At 56.8% G+C, this 17,561-nt stretch carries 15 protein-coding genes; 7 read left to right on the top strand and 8 right to left on the bottom strand.

Annotation, left to right across the window (positions count from 1 at the left end; all coding sequences use genetic code 11):
- Positions 1 to 206: 206 nt before the first annotated feature.
- Positions 207 to 560, top strand: a complete 354-nt coding sequence (locus tag K7B04_RS02900) for a DUF4156 domain-containing protein (RefSeq protein ID WP_163447348.1) — start codon at positions 207 to 209, stop codon at positions 558 to 560.
- Positions 561 to 610: 50 nt separating this feature from the next.
- Here the strand turns inward: K7B04_RS02900 and epmB are convergent, their stop codons facing one another.
- On the bottom strand, positions 611 to 1,639 hold the full coding sequence (gene epmB, locus K7B04_RS02895; RefSeq protein ID WP_167577073.1) for an EF-P beta-lysylation protein EpmB: 1,029 nt from the start codon (positions 1,637 to 1,639) through the stop codon (positions 611 to 613).
- Between the two features lie 40 nt (positions 1,640 to 1,679).
- On the opposite strand from epmB, the gene efp reads away from it, so the two are divergent.
- The 3 genes from efp to sugE all read left to right on the top strand — a co-directional run bounded on the left by efp (position 1,680) and on the right by sugE (position 3,019).
- Complete coding sequence (gene efp, locus K7B04_RS02890; RefSeq protein WP_163447350.1) at positions 1,680 to 2,246, top strand: elongation factor P; 567 nt, start codon at positions 1,680 to 1,682, stop codon at positions 2,244 to 2,246.
- 169 nt (positions 2,247 to 2,415) lie between these two features.
- On the top strand, positions 2,416 to 2,562 hold the full coding sequence (gene ecnB, locus K7B04_RS02885; RefSeq protein WP_035894229.1) for a lipoprotein toxin entericidin B: 147 nt from the start codon (positions 2,416 to 2,418) through the stop codon (positions 2,560 to 2,562).
- Between the two features lie 139 nt (positions 2,563 to 2,701).
- Positions 2,702 to 3,019 (top strand): quaternary ammonium compound efflux SMR transporter SugE, encoded by a 318-nt coding sequence (sugE, locus tag K7B04_RS02880; protein WP_167577072.1) that lies wholly within the window; start codon positions 2,702 to 2,704, stop codon positions 3,017 to 3,019.
- A gap of 107 nt (positions 3,020 to 3,126) precedes the next feature.
- Here the strand turns inward: sugE and frdD are convergent, their stop codons facing one another.
- The 4 genes from frdD to frdA are packed head-to-tail and all read right to left on the bottom strand — an operon-like array spanning position 3,127 to position 6,417.
- Positions 3,127 to 3,483 carry a fumarate reductase subunit FrdD gene (gene frdD / locus K7B04_RS02875; RefSeq protein ID WP_064546815.1) on the bottom strand — a complete coding sequence of 119 codons (357 nt, stop codon included), beginning with the start codon at positions 3,481 to 3,483 and terminating at the stop codon, positions 3,127 to 3,129.
- 10 nt (positions 3,484 to 3,493) lie between these two features.
- Positions 3,494 to 3,889 (bottom strand): fumarate reductase subunit FrdC, encoded by a 396-nt coding sequence (gene frdC, locus K7B04_RS02870; RefSeq protein ID WP_064546818.1) that lies wholly within the window; start codon positions 3,887 to 3,889, stop codon positions 3,494 to 3,496.
- A 10-nt stretch (positions 3,890 to 3,899) separates the two neighbouring features.
- Entirely contained in the window at positions 3,900 to 4,634 is a 735-nt protein-coding gene (locus K7B04_RS02865; RefSeq protein WP_167577071.1) for a succinate dehydrogenase/fumarate reductase iron-sulfur subunit, read from the bottom strand.
- Entirely contained in the window at positions 4,627 to 6,417 is a 1,791-nt protein-coding gene (gene frdA / locus K7B04_RS02860; RefSeq protein WP_163447353.1) for a fumarate reductase (quinol) flavoprotein subunit, read from the bottom strand. Before frdA ends, K7B04_RS02865 begins: the two co-directional genes overlap by 8 nt.
- A gap of 311 nt (positions 6,418 to 6,728) precedes the next feature.
- On the opposite strand from frdA, the gene epmA reads away from it, so the two are divergent.
- A complete protein-coding gene (gene epmA / locus K7B04_RS02855) occupies positions 6,729 to 7,706 on the top strand; it encodes an elongation factor P--(R)-beta-lysine ligase (RefSeq protein WP_065356629.1) in 978 nt (325 codons plus the stop codon).
- Positions 7,707 to 7,931: 225 nt separating this feature from the next.
- Positions 7,932 to 9,434 carry a glutamate/gamma-aminobutyrate family transporter YjeM gene (gene yjeM, locus K7B04_RS02850; protein WP_163447354.1) on the top strand — a complete coding sequence of 501 codons (1,503 nt, stop codon included), beginning with the start codon at positions 7,932 to 7,934 and terminating at the stop codon, positions 9,432 to 9,434.
- Between the two features lie 76 nt (positions 9,435 to 9,510).
- Here the strand turns inward: yjeM and K7B04_RS02845 are convergent, their stop codons facing one another.
- Both K7B04_RS02845 and K7B04_RS02840 read right to left on the bottom strand, forming a co-directional pair.
- Positions 9,511 to 11,604 carry a glycoside hydrolase family 36 protein gene (locus K7B04_RS02845; protein ID WP_223803458.1) on the bottom strand — a complete coding sequence of 698 codons (2,094 nt, stop codon included), beginning with the start codon at positions 11,602 to 11,604 and terminating at the stop codon, positions 9,511 to 9,513.
- A 21-nt stretch (positions 11,605 to 11,625) separates the two neighbouring features.
- Positions 11,626 to 12,864, bottom strand: coding sequence for an oligosaccharide MFS transporter (locus tag K7B04_RS02840; RefSeq protein WP_163447356.1), 1,239 nt, complete (start codon positions 12,862 to 12,864; stop codon positions 11,626 to 11,628).
- Positions 12,865 to 13,112: 248 nt separating this feature from the next.
- Here K7B04_RS02840 and K7B04_RS02835 point away from each other — a divergent pair, with 248 nt between their 5' ends.
- The gene (locus K7B04_RS02835) at positions 13,113 to 14,111 is read left to right on the top strand and encodes a LacI family DNA-binding transcriptional regulator (RefSeq protein ID WP_167577067.1); all 999 of its coding nucleotides are present in this window, start codon (positions 13,113 to 13,115) and stop codon (positions 14,109 to 14,111) included.
- A gap of 107 nt (positions 14,112 to 14,218) precedes the next feature.
- Here the strand turns inward: K7B04_RS02835 and mscM are convergent, their stop codons facing one another.
- Positions 14,219 to 17,542 (bottom strand): miniconductance mechanosensitive channel MscM, encoded by a 3,324-nt coding sequence (mscM, locus tag K7B04_RS02830; RefSeq protein WP_163447358.1) that lies wholly within the window; start codon positions 17,540 to 17,542, stop codon positions 14,219 to 14,221.
- Positions 17,543 to 17,561 lie beyond the last annotated feature (19 nt).

Below are 17,561 nucleotides of genomic sequence, written 5' to 3'. Positions count from 1 at the left end.
AGTTGTACGCCAGCAACACTAAAGACGATTGAGTGTGAAAAGACGATATCCCGGGGAGTAATATCAGAATTTGTTTAGGGGGATGAGGCGAATGATGTGCAATATCGGTAGCAGAAATGCGCGGGGGTTTTTCTTTTGGTCATCTTTTTAGTATAAGGTTTACACACGGACGACATGCGTCCAGCTCATTGATTGTGGGGAATAACATGCAGGTAAAATTTTTAGCAGGGATTGTCGGCGCGGCATTGCTGTTAGCGGGCTGTAGCTCTACCACCGAGCTGACCTCAGCCGGCCAGAGCGTGCGCTTTGTCGAAGATAAGCCGGGGGCAGAATGCCAGCTGCTGGGTACTGCTAACGGCGCGCAGAGCAACTGGCTTTCCGGCCAGCAGGGCGCAGAAGGCGGTTCAATGCGCGGGGCGGCAAACGCGCTGCGCAACCATGCGGCCGAAATGGGCGGCAACGTGATTTACGGTGTCAGCAGCCCGACGCAAGGCATGCTCTCCAGCTTTGTTCCTACCGACAGCGAAATGAACGGCCAGGTTTATAAGTGCCCGAACTGATGCGCTGTACACCCTCTCTTAGTCACTAAGAGAGGGTTGGCTCCATCCTCTTACCGCTGGCGCAGCTGCAAATCCAGCGGCGTCTTGCTTGGCTCTCCGCCAATCTCACGCGCCAGCTTCGGCACCATATAGCCGGAGACCAGCGTTAACAGCTCCCGCATAATCTCTCGTGCTTCGTCATCGCTGACGAGGAAATGCGCCGCGCCCTGCACTTTATCCAACACGTGCAGGTAATAGGGCATCACACCGGCGTCAAACAGCGCGTTACTGAGATTTGCCAGCGTTTGAGCGTTATCGTTCACGCCACGCAGCAGTACGCTCTGGTTAAGCAGCGTGACGCCGATACGGCGCAAGCGCGACATGGCGGCGCGGAACTCAGCGTCGATTTCATTGGCGTGGTTGATATGATTCACCAGCAAGATCTGCAATGACGAGCGTGCAAAACGTTCGACCAGCGCGTCGGTAATGCGCGCCGGGATGACGATTGGCAGCCGGCTGTGAATGCGCAGACGCTTAATATGCGGGATCGCCTCTAAGTGAGTGAGCAGCCAGTCCAGCTCGTGGTCCTTCGCCATTAGCGGGTCGCCGCCGGAGAAGATGATTTCGTCGAGCTCAGGATGCGCGCTCACGTAGTCCAGCGCCGCCTGCCAGTTACGCTTATTGCCCTGGTTTTCGGCATACGGGAAGTGGCGACGGAAACAATAGCGACAATTTACCGCACAGCCGCCTTTCACCAGCAGCAGGGCGCGGTTGTGGTACTTGTGCAGCAAACCGGGTACCACGCTGTGCTGTTCTTCCAGCGGATCGGTGGAGAATCCCGGCGCGGTAACAAACTCTTCTTGTGCAGTAAGTACCTGACGTAAAAGAGGATCGTTCGGGTTGCCTTTCTCCATGCGTGCGACGAACGCACGCGGGACGCGCAGGGCGAAAAGACGCTTAGCCTCACGGCCAGCAAGCAAATTTTCATCGGCGTCTATATTCAAAAGACGGAATAGTTCATCCGGATCGGTGAGAACATCGGCAAGTTGCATCAACCAATCTTCTCTGGATGGGGTATTTAGGGTTACAATATGCGCCATTTTGTGGCTTAGCTACCATTTAACAATTTCAGAGGGCCTTATGGCGACTTACTATAGCAACGATTTCCGTGCTGGTCTTAAAATCATGATGGACGGCGAACCGTACGCGGTTGAAGCCAGCGAATTCGTTAAACCAGGTAAAGGTCAGGCGTTCGCGCGCGTTAAGCTGCGTCGTCTGCTGACCGGCACCCGCGTAGAGAAAACCTTCAAATCTACCGATTCCGCTGAAGGCGCAGACGTTATCGATATGAACCTGACTTACCTGTACAACGACGGTGAGTTCTGGCACTTCATGAACAACGAAACCTTCGAACAGCTGTCCGCTGACGCGAAAGCGATCGGTGACAACGCGAAGTGGCTGCTGGACCAGGCTGAGTGCATCGTGACCCTGTGGAACGGCCAGCCGATCGCAGTGACCCCGCCGAACTTCGTAGAACTGGAAATCGTTGAAACCGATCCAGGTCTGAAAGGCGACACCGCAGGTACTGGCGGCAAGCCGGCTACCCTGTCTACTGGCGCAGTGGTTAAAGTTCCGCTGTTCGTCCAGATTGGCGAAGTGATCAAAGTGGATACCCGCTCCGGCGAATACGTATCCCGCGTGAAGTAATTCATGCTTTGATCCGTTCGGCGCAGCAGCCCTGCTGCGCCAGCCATTCCCCTTATCGTTTTGCCGCTTCGTCTTAGTCTGAAAAAAATCGCTCAAATCCAACATGCTGGGTGAAGTTGTCTATGCTTATGAAGCAAGATAACGAAAACTGGCTATTAAGGATGACATTATGGTGAAAAAAGCGATTGCAGCATTTTTTACGGTTCTGGTTCTTTCCTCTGCCCTGACCGCCTGTAATACGACACGAGGCATTGGTGAAGATATTTCAGACGGTGGTAGCGCGATTTCTGGGGCAGCAACCAAGGCGCAGCAATAAATCTATAGTGACGGTACAACACGCTGTTGTACCGTCGTTTTTCGTGTCCTATACTGCCCGTGTTTTTTCTAACACCTTGCGGGACGACCTGTAAGCGTATCTCTCATCCGGGGACGGCCCCATCGTTATGGAGCCAAACATGTCCTGGTTAATTCTCTTTATTGCCGGCCTTCTTGAAGTGGTCTGGGCCGTTGGCCTGAAATACACTCACGGTTTTAGCCGTCTGGTGCCGAGCGTTATTACCATCGTGGCGATGGTCGTTAGTATGGCGCTGCTGTCGTGGGCGATGAAAAGCCTGCCAGTGGGCACGGCCTATGCGGTCTGGACGGGAATTGGCGCAGTAGGCGCAGCGATTACCGGTATTCTGCTGTTGGGCGAGTCCGCCAGCCCGATGCGTATCGCCAGCCTGGCGCTGATTGTCGTGGGGATTATTGGCTTAAAGATAAGCGCACATTAAGGTTTTGGCGGCCATTGTAGGCCGGATAAGGCGTAGCCGCCATCCAGCAATTCGCCTGATGGCGCTGCGCTTATCAGGCCTACAGGCCTTGCACAGCGCCAATTAGGTTAAATAAACAGCACGCCGACCAGCGTCACCACCGTCAGAATGGCTGCCAGACCGTAGAACACCCATTTGCCGTTAGGCACGTGGATTTTCAGGTCGTGCATCGCGTGGTGAATACGGTGTAAACCGCACCACAGCGGCAGGACGATCATCAGGAAGATAAACGCGCGGCCAATCAGGCTCTGAGCGAAGCCCAGTACGCGTTCGTAGCTGAACGCGTCGCCGGAGGCCATCAGCGGCAACAGGATGCCGACCAACAGCACCATCACCGGCGCGATGATTGCGCTCCACATGCCGCCCGCGCCGAACAGGCCCCAGAATACCGGTTCATCGGAACGTTTTGGATTAGGGTTAATCATGCCAGTCTCCTTACCAGAACAGGGCGATAAACAGAATCACCACGCTGACCACCGCGGTCACCACCCAAAGCCCTTTGATGATTGGCTCCGGCCCCATTTTTTCGCTTTTCACGATGATATTGGCGGCTTTCGGCGCCAGTTCGAACCAGGTTTTGGTGTGCAGTAGCGCGGCGGCCAGGGTGATCAGGTTCAACACCACGACGATCGGGTTTTGCAGAAAACCGACGTAACCTGCCCAGCTTTCCGCGCCGTGCTTCAGTGCAAACAGGCCGTAGATCAGCACGATGCTGAACCACACCGTTGGCACCGCCGTGCCTTCACGCAGCATATAGAAGCGATAAAACGGCAGCTTTTTCCACCAGGTGGACGGCATTGGCCGTACATAGGGTTTGCGTTTAGTCGTCATCATGCACTCCTTAGCGTGGTTTCAGGGTAGCGATAAGAAAGTCTTTCGAGCTTTCCACTTTTCCCTGCTGAATAGCGGCGGCCGGGTCGACGTGTTTCGGACATACTTCGGAGCAGTAGCCGACAAAGGTACAAGTCCACACGCCATTCTGGCTGTTCAACTGTGCCATACGCTCCTTCTTACCGTGGTCGCGACTGTCTTCGTTGTAGCGATGCGCCAGGGTAATCGCCGCCGGGCCGATGAACTCAGGGTTCAGGCCAAACTGCGGGCAGGCGGCGTAACACAGACCGCAGTTGATGCAGCCGGAGAACTGATGGTATTTCGCCATCTGTGCCGGGGTTTGCTTATTGGGACCCTGCTCCGGCGTGCGTGGGTTGCCGATAATGTAGGGCTTAATGGCCTCCAGACTCTCGATAAAGTGGGTCATATCGACCACCAGATCGCGCTCAATCGGGAAGTTGGCCAGCGCTTCTACCTTCATGCCTTTCGGGTATTCGCGCAGGAACGTCTTACAGGCGAGTTTCGGCACCTTGTTGACCATCATGCCGCAGGAGCCGCAGATTGCCATGCGGCAGGACCATCGATAGCTCAGGTCAGGCGCGAGGTTATCTTTGATGTAGCCCAGCGCGTCAAGCAGTGAGGTTTGCTCATCGTAAGGCACTTCATAGAAGGCGCTGTGCGGCGCGCTGTCCACTTCCGGGTTGTAGCGCACGATTTCAATTTTTAAATTCTGCATCTCAGCCATTCGCCGTCTCCTTCTTCTCGGCCGCTTCAGCTTCCGCGCCATACACGCGTTTTGCCGGTGGCAGGGTCGTTATCTTCACATCGCTGTAGTCGAGGCGGGTGGTGCCATCGGCGTCGCGGAAGGCGAGGGTATGCTTGAGGAAATTGACGTCATCACGTTCGGTGCAGCCTTCATCCAGACGCTGGTGCGCGCCGCGCGACTCTTTACGCGCCATGGCCGAGTGCGCCATACATTCTGCGACGTTCAGACCGTGGCCCAGCTCAATGGTGTAGAGCAGGTCGGTGTTGAAGACGCTGGAGGTGTCGGTAATGCGTACGCGTTTGAAGCGCTCCTGCAGTTCAGCCAGTTTATCGATGGTTTTCTGCATCAGCTCTGGCGTACGGTAGATGCCGCAGCCTTCTTCCATCGACAGGCCCATTTCATCGCGGATTTTCGACCAGTTTTCGTTGCCTTCCTGGTTCACCAGCGCTTTCAGACGGTTTTCGATGTCGCTGACCTGCGCGTCCAGCGCGCTGCCGTTGGCTTCACCGGCTGTGGCCGCGCGGGCCATCGCCTGTTCGCCGGCCATGCGGCCAAAGACCACCAGTTCCGCCAGCGAGTTGGAACCGAGGCGGTTAGCGCCGTGCAGGCCCACGGAGGAACATTCGCCGACGGCAAACAGCCCTTTAATGCGGGTTTCGCACTGCTGGTCGGTTTCGATGCCGCCCATGGTGTAGTGTGCGGTCGGGCGCACCGGAATCGGCTCTTTCACTGGGTCGACGCCCACGTAGGCTTTCGCCAGCTCGCAGATAAACGGCAGACGCTCCAGCAGCTTTTTCTCGCCGAGGTGGCGCAGGTCGAGGTAGACCACGTCGCCGCGCGGCGTCGGAATGGTGTTGCCTTTGCGCCATTCGTGCCAGAAGGCCTGGGACACTTTGTCGCGCGGACCCAGCTCCATATATTTGTTCTTCGGCTCGCCGAGCGGGGTTTCCGGGCCCATGCCGTAGTCCTGCAGATAGCGGTAGCCGTTTTTGTTGACCAGAATACCGCCTTCACCGCGGCAGCCTTCCGTCATCAGAATGCCGGAACCCGGCAGACCCGTCGGGTGATACTGAACGAATTCCATGTCGCGCAGCGGGACGCCGTGGCTTAACGCCATACCCATGCCGTCGCCGGTAACGATGCCGCCGTTGGTGTTATAGCGATACACGCGGCCCGCGCCGCCGGTCGCCATGACCACCGCGTTGGCGCGAATCTGCACCAGCGTGCCTTCCATCATGTTCATCGCCACCAGGCCACGGGCCTGACCGTCGTCGACCAGAATGTCGAGGACGAAGTGTTCATCAAAACGCTGGATTTGCGGGAACTGTAAGGAGGTCTGGAACAGGGTGTGCAGCATGTGGAAGCCGGTTTTATCGGCGGCGAACCAGGTGCGTTCAATCTTCATTCCGCCGAAGCGACGGACGTTAACGCTGCCATCAGGACGGCGGCTCCACGGGCAACCCCACTGTTCTAGCTGGGTCATTTCAGTTGGGCAGTGATGGACGAAGTAATCGACGACGTCCTGTTCGCAAAGCCAGTCGCCGCCGGCGACGGTGTCGTGAAAATGGTACTCGAAGCTATCATGGTCCTGTGCGACGGCGGCGGAACCGCCTTCTGCGGCCACAGTGTGGCTGCGCATAGGGTAAACTTTTGAGATCAAAGCAATTTTGGCTTGCGGGTTGGCCTGAGCGGCTGCGATGGCAGCACGTAGTCCCGCTCCGCCTGCGCCTATAATGGCAAGATCGGCTTGAAAGGTTTGCACGACATTCCTCCAGATTATTGTTATTTCACAACACGCTACGTGGGGGGATATCACGTGGCCTGCGCAAAAACGTTTCCACTGCTCCTTTATGGGTAAAGCAGTATACCCGCCGGGTTGATGGGGAAATTTGATGTGTTCGATTTTTTTGTCGTTATGTGCGCTTTATTTATCACTGTAGCTGATGAATTACGTTCTGGAATTACCTAAGGAAATCTTCTGTTCTGCCCTGCGAGAAATTACTGAGCAATATTTGTGTCATGTGCCGCTTGCGGGTAGACTTCGTGCCCTTGTCTGAAATCGGAGAAAAAACCATGAGCGAGACGGCAACCTGGCAGCCGAGCGCATCCATCCCTAACCTGTTAAAACGCGCGGCGTTGATGGCGGAAATCCGTCGCTTCTTTGCTGACCGCGGCGTACTGGAGGTGGAGACGCCATGCATGAGCCAGGCGACGGTGACTGACGTACATCTGGTCCCGTTTGAGACGCGTTTCGTCGGTCCGGGTCATTCCCAGGGGATGAACCTTTATCTGATGACCAGCCCGGAGTACCACATGAAGCGCCTGTTGGCAGCGGGATGTGGCCCGGTATTTCAGCTGTGCAGAAGTTTTCGTAACGAAGAGATGGGCCGTCACCATAACCCGGAATTCACCATGCTGGAGTGGTATCGCCCACACTTCGATATGTATCGCCTGATCAACGAAGTGGACGATCTGCTGCAGCAGGTGCTGGAGTGTCAACCGGCGGAAAGTCTTTCTTATCAGCAGGCGTTCCAGCGCCATCTGGAAATTGACCCGCTGTCGGCCGATAAAACCTTGCTGCGCGAAGTGGCGGCGAAGCTCGACCTCAGCAACGTCGCAGATAACGAAGAAGATCGCGATACGTTACTGCAACTGCTGTTTGCCTTCGGCGTTGAACCGCACATTGGTAAAGATCGCCCGACGTTCGTTTATCACTTCCCGGCAAGCCAGGCATCGCTGGCGCAGATTAGCGCTGAAGATCACCGCGTCGCTGAGCGCTTCGAGGTGTACTTTAAAGGGATGGAGCTGGCGAATGGTTTCCACGAGCTGACCGACGCGCGCGAACAGCAGCAGCGTTTCGAGCAGGATAACCGCAAACGCGCCGCGCGTGGTCTGCCGCAGCAGCCGATCGATCAAAACCTGCTGGACGCGCTGGCAGCCGGTCTGCCGGACTGCTCTGGCGTAGCGTTGGGCGTCGATCGCCTGATTATGCTGGCGCTGGGTGTCGAGACCCTGTCTGAGGTGCTGGCGTTTAGCGTGGATCGGGCATAAGTTCGATAACGTTCTCTTTCACAAAATAAAATGGCGCTTTATGCGCCATTTTCTAGTCATATCATCCCTAAATCCCTTTTATGGTCACAAGAAAGTTCTGGTTATTTGCTATCATCCGGCCAGCACATTCTCGCGTCGATTCCCCACTGCCTTGTTTCTGACAAGTTTGCAGCGCGTAGCCCTGTCGACGTGTAAAAAAACGATCCAGAGTTAAGGGAGGGTCAAATGACCCCATCAATAAAAAAGATGAGCCTGATCGGTCTCATCCTAATGATATTTACGTCTGTTTTTGGTTTTGCCAATAGTCCATCCGCGTTTTACCTGATGGGATATAGCGCCATCACCTGGTATATATTTTCAGCATTATTATTTTTTATTCCATTTGCTTTAATGATGGCTGAGATGGGATCGGCCTACCGCAAAGAAGAGGGCGGGATCTATTCCTGGATGAATAACAGCGTAGGCCCACGCTATGCGTTTATTGGCACCTTTATGTGGTTCTCGTCTTACGTTATCTGGATGGTCAGCACTTCCGCGAAAGTGTGGGTGCCGTTTTCAACGTTCCTGTTTGGTTCGGATATGACCCAGCACTGGGGCGTTGCGGGGCTGCAATCGACCCAGGTCGTGGGCCTGCTGGCCGTCATCTGGATGGTACTGGTCACCACCGTAGCGGCGAAAGGGATTAATAAAATCGCCCGTATTACCGCCGTCGGCGGTATCGCCGTGATGTGTCTTAATTTAGTTTTATTGTTAGTCAGTATTGCGATTTTGTTATTAAACGGCGGTCACTTTGCCCAGCCGATTAATTTCACCGCTTCACCAAACCCAGGTTATCAATCTGGCCTGGCGGTATTATCGTTTGTGGTCTTCGCCATCTTTGCCTACGGCGGTATTGAAGCGGTGGGCGGTCTGGTGGATAAAACCGATAAGCCGGAAAAGAACTTCGCCAAAGGGATTGTATTCGCTGCAATTGTTATTTCTATCGGTTATTCACTGGCGATTTTCCTGTGGGGCGTGAGCACTAACTGGCAGCAAATTCTCAGCGACCGTTCGGTTAACCTTGGCAATATTACCTACGTGCTGATGACCAGCCTCGGTTCCACACTGGGCAACGCGCTGCACCTGTCGCCGGAAGCGGCGGCAAGTGTCGGCGTGTGGTTTGCGCGTATTACCGGGTTGTCGATGTTCCTCGCCTATACTGGCGCATTCTTTACCCTCAGCTATTCGCCGCTGAAGGCGATTATTCAGGGCACGCCGAAGGCGCTGTGGCCCGCTTCCATGACGCGGCTGAATGAAAACGGCATGCCGTCGACAGCAATGTGGATGCAGTGCGTGCTGGTGAGTCTGTTTATCCTGCTGGTGTCGTTTGGCGGCGATACCGCATCGGCGTTCTACAACAAACTGACGCTGATGGCGAACGTGTCGATGACTTTGCCGTACCTGTTCCTCGCGCTGGCCTTCCCGTTCTTTAAAGCGCAAGCAGGCCTTGAACGCCCATTCGTGATTTTCAAAACCAAAATGTCGACCGTGCTGGCGACGAGTGTGGTGGTGCTGGTGGTGACGTTTGCCAACATCTTTACCGTTATTCAGCCGGTGATTGAGGCGGGAGACTGGAGCAGCGCGCTGTGGATGATCGGCGGGCCAATCTTCTTCTCGCTGCTGGCGATGGCGATTTATGAAAACTATCATCGCCGCGTCAACGTTCAGCCGAGTCTGGCGACGGAATAGTGCCCGATGGCGCTACGCTTATCGGGCCTACGATGCAATGGTAGGCCGGGTAAGCGCAGCGCCACCCGGCAGTTTGTTAACGCCTAATCTCAAAAATCGCCGCCGAACGTGGCGGCATCGTGACCGTTAATACGTCATTGTCCCAGGCCGTTGCGTGTTGCACGGTGGATGGATATCCCTGAACTATCTTACCTTTCAGCCCGGTCAGTGGGAGTTCACAGCTCGCCTGATCGCCTTCTCGTCGCCACACCGCCAGCCACACTTTTCCATCCTCGGCCTGCATCCCCAGCGCTACCCACTCGTCGGTGAAGCTCGATAGCCCCAGCGGCCAGAACGGCAGCGCCGTTTTTAGCTGCTGGCGTAGGGTCTTGTAGTAGCGAATCGCATCCTGTACCTGACGGAATCCTTGCCCGGACAGCTCCGCCAGATGGCCGCTCTGGTGTATGCGCAGCAGCATCGCCGACACCTGGTTAAAGATCACCGCCTGCTCATCATCGTCGCGTAGCGGATAGGACCAGATGGCGGCCTGTTCAGGTGTCACCGCCGTTGGCGCGTTGGCGGCAATGGTGGCGTACTTGAGATAATCTTCCTGATCGCTGGTGGACTGAATCGAGCAGCGGCTCAGCATCGCGTAGTCCATGCGCAGACCGCCGCTGCCACAGTTTTCAATAATCAGCTGCGGATAACGGGCGAAGACCGCATCGAGCCACGCCAGATACGCGCGGTTGTGTTTAAGCAGGCCGTCACCGGCGCTGTCGGCGTGTTGCTCGGTACCGATCCCCGGTTCGATGTTGTAATCCATTTTGATGTAGCCCACGCCGTATTCGGTGACCAGACGGTCAATAACCTCGTCGGCGTGGCGCAGTACCGCCGGACTGGTGAAGTCCAGCTGGTAGCGGCTGCGGTCAAACACTCTCTTACCGTGGCGCATAAAGAACCAGCTGTCGTCGGTTTCCGCCAGCTTCGGCGACTTCACGCCCATCACCTCCAGCTCCAGCCACAGACCGGGGATCAATCCCTTCTCGCGGATGTAGCCAATCACGTACTGAATGCCTTCCGGGAAACGCTCGGCGCTCGGTTGCCACTGACCCACGCCGTTCCACCATTCGCCTTTGTCATACCAGCCGCAGTCGATGCAGAAGTATTCCGCGCCCGCCTCGGCGGCGGCATCGATAAGCGGCAGCAATTTCGCGGTGGTGGGGTCGCCGAACAGGCAGTTCATATAGTCGTTAAAGATGACGCCCAGCCGTTGGTTATCGTCGTTAACGCGACGGGTGCGGCGGCGGTACTGCGTGAGGGTCGCGATGGCGTCGGTAAAGCCCGATTTAGTCACGCCAACCGCCACCGGCACCGAGCTGAACTCATCGCCCGGCTGTAGGTGTTTAAACCAGTGATGGTAAAACTCGTTCGGTCCGCCGATTTGCAGGTACAGATGGTTGGCCTGATCGCCAATCTCCCAGTGCCAGGAGCCGTTGTGCTCAATCTGCCAGAACAGGCCTGCGCCAGTGTGTTTATCTTCCAGATAGCCCATCGGCAGGTACTCTTTGCTCGACCACGCTCCGGTGTTGGTGTAGTGCAACGGCTTGGATGAGCGCTGCAGTCCCTTCTGGATGCATGGCATAAAGCCCAGTTCGTCGAAGGTATATTGCCGCCACTGTAGCTCGCGGGTCCAGCTGTTGTGGGGAATGTGCAGGCTAAAATTGTCGCCCCAGTTTTTGGCGCTCTCTTTCTCGATGCCGTTAATCACAAAGCTGGAGAGGTACTCAACGGTAAACGGCGCATTCCCCTGGTTGCGGATGACGCTCCAGCTTCGCAGCAGTGAGAGCCGGGTATAAAACTGATAGTGTACTTCTACCTCGGCGGCGGTATTCCTATCGAACAGCGTAAATACCAGCTTGCGGCCATCGGCGTTGCGGGTATCTTGATGCTGGCGATAGCGAAGCGTATAGCCAGGCGCGGTGGCGGTGAAGCCCGCGCCGTGGCGCTCCAGCGGCTTATCAAGGCCGGAGATGTTTACCTCCACCAGGTTAAAACGCGACAGTTCATCGGCGTTGTGTCCGAGGGTTTCAGCATCGAACGGTAGGGCGGAAAAGTGCAGCAGGCGCGCCCGCTCTTGTAAATCAAAGACCATGGTGATGCCGTTTTCAATCACGGTAAATAAGGCTGACATAGCGACTCCTGAATGACAGAGTTAAGCCGCAGGCGCGGGTTGCAGTACCCGGTTGCCTGAAAGCGTAAAGACGGAAATAACGGTGAAGCACAGGGCGATGGCGCCAAGGATGGTGTAGGACTCTTTAAAACCCATCACGTCGTACATGTTGCCGATGGCAGTGCTCATAAAAATCTGGCTGAACTGTTTGGCGAACTGGAAGCCAATCAGGTAGACGGTGGCGGAGAGCCGCCAGTCGAAGTTGGCTGAGATGTATTTCAGCGTGGCGATAATCAGAATTGAACTTTCAAAGCCGTGCAGCAGCTTCATGGTGGATATCAGGATCGGGCCAGTGGCCATCGCGCTGCCGATAATGCGGAACGCCATAATAAAGCCGCAGTAGAGCAGGGCGTTCTTCGGCCCGATGCGGTTGACGATCGCCGGGGCGAAGAACATGGTCAGTGCGTCAAGGAAGATTTGCACCGTGTAGAGGTAGCCAAACACTTCCGCGCCGCGTTCACGGGTTTCGAAGAAGCTGCTGTAGTAAACGGCAAACTGCTGGTCGTAGGTTTCATACACCGCGCCGACGCCCACCATGTAGAGCACCAGGAACCAGAAGCGGCGGGTTTTCAGCAGGGCGAACACGTCGCCGCGATCGATCTTCAGACGCTGTGGATTCAGCGCGTCCATGCCGCCCTGCTGGCCAGGACGGAAGAAGCACAGTAGTACCGCCAGCACCAGCCCCGCGCAGCTGGCCATGATAAAGATATAATCGGGATTGATGGCAAACAGCTTGCCGGAGATAAACGTTCCGACCGCCGCGCCGATGCCGCCCCACATTCTGGCGCGGCCAAATTCGAAGCCTTCGAGGCGCGAGACTTTATCGATCCACGCTTCGCAAATCCCGCAGCCGCAACCAAACGCCAGGCCGATAAACGCGCCGCCCGCCAGGGCCCCGGCGATGATGTTGATTTTCAGCAGCGGCGCGAAAACGAAGATCCACCACGGAGCGAAGGCGATCATCAGACCGGCCAGCATCCACATCAGATGCTTACGGAAATTGAGCTTGTCGGCCAGTATGCCGAAAACCGGCTGGAAGACCACGGCCACGATGGCGATGCAGGTATACACCATGCCGACTTCCGTGGAATCAATGCCGATTTTTTCCGTGAGCCACAGCGACAGCCAGGGGAAGCAGGCCCCCCAGCAGATGAAGAAAAAGAGAAACCAGATGCTGGAGAGCAGGTAGTTCTCTTGCTTAACACCCTTTGCCAGTAACATATAAAACCTCATTTTTAGTAAACAAGATGCTGTTACTTTAAAAATTAACCCGTACTCAGGGAAAGAAAGCCGTTGGCGAAGCGTGAATACGATCATGTTTAGCCGCGATCTGAGCAATATTTTTCATGCAGATAGCGGCATTATCCATACATGGCAGCGCGTTGCCGTGGGGGGCTGGAAATTGGTCGTTGCGGTGAAAAGCGCATAAAACTATAGTGAACAAAAATTTGTTTCTTTTTGGGAGTATCATGACGAAGCCGGTCAGGATCAGAAGTATTGCCGAGGCGTGCGGGCTTTCCGTTGCTGCAGTGTCCCGGGCGCTAAAAGGGCAGCCGGGGCTTAAAGAGGAGACCCGCCAGCGGGTGATGGCGGTGGCGCAGGAGATGGGGTATGACTTTTCCCGTCTGCGTGGCGATAAGGTAAAACGCGTGCTGTTTTTGCTCCATCGTCAGCATGATATCGCCCGCGCGCTGCCGTTTTACTCGCTGCTGCTGCTGGGCGTGGAAGATCACTGCCGCGAAAAAGGGATCGCGATGAGCTTTCTGTCGATCGGCCCCGGCGATAACGTTGAGGAGCAGATCGCGCTACATCATCCCGACGCGCTGATCTGCGCAGGTTACTTTGAAAGTACGCTGATTATGGCCGTACAGAAAACCCAACTGCCGATGGTGCTGGTTGATCTGTGGGCGCCGGGCTTGCCGTGCGTTAACGTCGATAATCAGCGTGGTGGTTATCTGGCGACGCGTCACCTGATAGACACGGGCCGCAGGAGGATTGCTTTCCTCGCCAGCACGGCCACGCACTACAGTATTCGCCAGCGTGAGAAGGGTTACCGTCAGGCGCTGTACGAGTCGCAAATGATAATGCCGCCGGAGTATGAAGTGATCGCCTCGCCGCTGGTGGATACCAGCCAGTCGCTGATCGCGGCGATGAATGAGCTACTGTCGCTGACGGAGCCGCCGGACGCCATTTTTGCCTACAACGACGTGACAGCGATTGCCGCGATGAATATCTGCGAACAGCGCGGGTTCCGTGTACCGCAGGATATTGCGATTGTCGGCTTTGACGATATTGAGCCCGCCGCCTGGAGCCGTCCGGCGCTAACTACCATCGCGGTAGATAAACATCAGTTGGGCTACCGGGCGGTAGGGCTGCTGTTGGAAGAGGCCACGGCGGCGGATGAGATGCTACCGGTGACGCTGGTGGTGAGAGGCAGCACAGGAAAAGTCAGAAAGAGCACTCAATAAACAATCAGCATCTAACGGTGCTGGGGAGAGGCATTCTGGCATAGAGCTAAACCCTCACCCCAGCCCTCTCCCTTTGCAAGGGAGAGGGTGCGCACCGAGCCCCTTTGTTACAGGCTGCCTGGCGTGCGGCTGGCGCGGCCCGTTGAGGTCAGCGTAGTGGCGGATTTCTTACCGTTCAAACTTTCCAGACGCATCTGGAACGGTGGGAACGGCATATCAATACCGTGCTCGCGGAAGCCCGCCAGAATCAGCTGGTGCAGCTCGTGGCGCAGCGGCATACGGTGGCCCATCTCGGCGGCGTAGATACGCAGCTCGAAAATCTGAATCCCTTGCTGTAAATCCACAAGGAATGCTTCCGGCGCAGGTGTGTCAATCACCAGCGAGCAGCGGTGCGCGGCGGTTAACAGGATTTGTGCCACCTCTTCGCTGTTGGCATCCGACGGGGCCGGAATACTCAGCACCACGCGGGTCACCGAATCCGACAGCGACCAGTTGATGAACTGCTCGGTGATAAAGGCCTTGTTCGGCACGATAATCTCTTTGCGGTCCCAGTCGCTGATGGTGGTGGCGCGGGTGTTGATTTTGGTCACGCTGCCGGTCAGGTCGCGAATGGTGACCGTATCGCCAATACGAATCGGCTTCTCAAACAGGATGATCAGGCCGGAGATAAAGTTGGCGAAAATCTCCTGTAAGCCAAAGCCGAGACCGACACCGAGTGCGGCGACCAGCCACTGCAGCTTCGACCACTCAATGCCAATCATCGAGAACCCAACCAGCCCGCCTATCAGCAGCAGCAGATATTTGGTGATGGTGGTAATGGCATAGCCGGTGCCCGGTGTCAGCGACAGGTGCTGCAGAATCGCCAGTTCCAGCAGCGCGGGGAGGTTACGCACCAGTTGGGTGGTGATAATCAGCACCAGAATGGCGATGAGCACGGCGCCGAGGGTAATCGGTTCAATGCTCTCCACGCCTTGCACCGTTGAGGTCACGTCCCACAGGGAGATGTTTTCGAGGAAGCCAAACGCCGAGTGGATTTCCGACCACAGGATGATCACCGACACCAGCGCGATCAGCATCAGAATGGAGCGTACCAGACGCAGCGACTGCTCGCTGATGGTATCGAGGTTCACTTCGCTCACCTCCTGCTCGGCAGACCCTTCCAGGCTGGTGGCATGCGTTTCTTCCTCGCCGCGGGCGCGGTGCGCCAGCATTTCGGCACGCTTGTGTTTAGCACGGTCAAAGGCCAGACGGCGGCGTTGGATCAGCATCCAGCGGCGGATGACGTGGTAAATCACCAGCAGCAGGAACCAGATGGCTACCGAGGTCTCCAGGCGCGCCAGCAGAGCCTGCGCGGTGGCGAGGTAGCCCACGGCGGCGGCGAAAATGGCGATCAGCGGCGCGCCGGTCATCAGGTTCCACAGCAGCAGGTTGATGCGGTTTTCACCGTTGCCTTCTTTGTCGAGATAGAGCGGAATTCCGGCGCGCTTCAGGCTGAGCGTGACCACCGCTAGCGCGCCGCAGATCAGGATAAAGCACAGTCTACCGAGCGATGCGGAGAACTCACGGTCGTTGAGATTATCGAACATGATCAGCGCCATAATCAGCGGCACGATAAGCCCGATGCTCATCAGGTAATAGCGCATGGCGCGCGCCACGCGGAGCTGCGGCCAGCCAAAGTGAACAATAAACAGGCCGTTGGTACGGGCGAAGGCGGCGCAAATCATCACCACCCACAGGAGCGGCACGGTGGCGGTGACGCCGTCGCCTATCGCCACGGCAAGCGGGTAGGGCCACGCCTCCTGCAGACCATAGCCCAGCGTTGCCCACAGCACCGGCAGCGGCGATGCCACCAGAATCGACCAGAACACCGTGCGCATGGTCAGCCAGAAGTGGTCCTGGGTGACTTTGCCGACGCGGGCGCTGGAACGCTCCAGGAAGCGCGTGAAGTGTTTACGGGAGCTGATGCTGAAGCCCACCAACAGCAGCGCTCCGAAGAGCGGGAACAGCGTCTGACGGCTGGTGAGCATCATCATGGTGGCCTTGCCGAGCTGGCTGAAGGTGTCGAGCGAAATCAGCCGGCGCAGGTCCTGCACAATTTCAATCGGCCAGCTGAAGTCGATAGGCCGCACGTCGGAGGTCCAGAACAGATAGCGGTGAGTGGCTTCGTTCACCTCTTTGAGCGCGTCTTCCAACTGGCTGTTGGAGACTTTCAGCTTGGTCAGTTCGAGGATCAGCGTGTCGCCGCCCTGCAGCAGCGAGTTCAGCAACTCGCGCTGGGTGCGCAGCTGGGCTTCCAGAATGCGATTTTCTTCGCTGGTCAACGGCTGGCCGTCAGCCTGGCGAATTTGTCGCAGCTGCGGCTGCTTATTGAGCAGATCTTCATAACGTAAGCGGTGAACGCGCAGCTGCGCCATCTCGGTATCGAGCTGCTGTGGCTTCGGCATCTCCGGCAGACGTGCAACCTGCGCGCGCAGGGCTTCGCCCAGCAGATTGGAGGAACCGAGCCACTGCGACTGTTCGCGCAGGGTGTTCAGCGCCTGGCGTACCTGCAGCGTCTGGTTAGCCGCCTGCCGCTGCTGGGAAGCGACCAGATCCATGCGCTGCGCCTGCTGGTTTAACGCCTGGGAAAGCTCACGGTTGATTCTGAACTGTTCCACGATACTGGCCGGCAGGTTTTCGCTGTTTTCCGCCAGCAATTCGGTGCTTTCCAGTGCGCGTTCCGCTTCGCGCTGGCGCTGACTGTTAAGCTGATTGCGTAAAGCTTGCAGGTAGGCGTCGAGCTGTTCGCCCTGCTTTTGCGCCAGCTCTGAACGCATGCGCGCCAGTTCCTGGCGGTTATTGGCGGAAAGCTGCGCCAGCTCCAGCTCATCAACCAGCGCCTTCAGCTTGCTGGCGTCGGCCTGTAGGCTCAGATTTTGCGCCTGCGCCAGCGGCGTATTGCCGGTCTGGGTGCCGATACGGCGTTCAACGTCGTTGAGCTGGCGGCGGGCGTCGGTCTGCTGCTGCGGAAGCTGGTTGAGGGAGTCGGCAATATCGCGGGCGCGTTCCTGCTCCTGCTGAGCCTGGCGACTTTTTTCCAGTAGCTGGCTGCTGACCTGCAAAATCTCCTGGTTCAGCGCGTCGGTGGTCATGCCATCCGGCACCTGACGTGGTTCATCACGCAGATTGTTGAGCTGATTGCGCAGCGTCTGGGAAAGTTTGGGGAAGTTGTCGATAACCTGCTGGTACTGCGCGGCACGTTCGAGCGAGCCTTTCTGCTCCTCCAGCGCGGTGAGGGCGCTTTGCAGCGCCTCGACGGTATCAGGCTGAGCGGGCTTCGCCGCTTTCGCCTGTTCTAATTCCTGGGCAATTTGCCGGGCGTTGGGGGCGGTCGCTGCGAACGCCCCCTGGCTGAGGCACCAGGCCATCAGTAAAGTGATAATCAGGCGCACGTCAGACCCTTATTTGGTT

The organism is Kluyvera sp. CRP (assembly GCF_019930565.1).
Taxonomy (GTDB): Bacteria; Pseudomonadota; Gammaproteobacteria; order Enterobacterales; family Enterobacteriaceae; genus Kluyvera; species Kluyvera georgiana_A.
The sequence above is the reverse complement of the archived record's forward strand: the minus strand, read 5'-3'. Positions and strand labels throughout refer to the sequence as shown.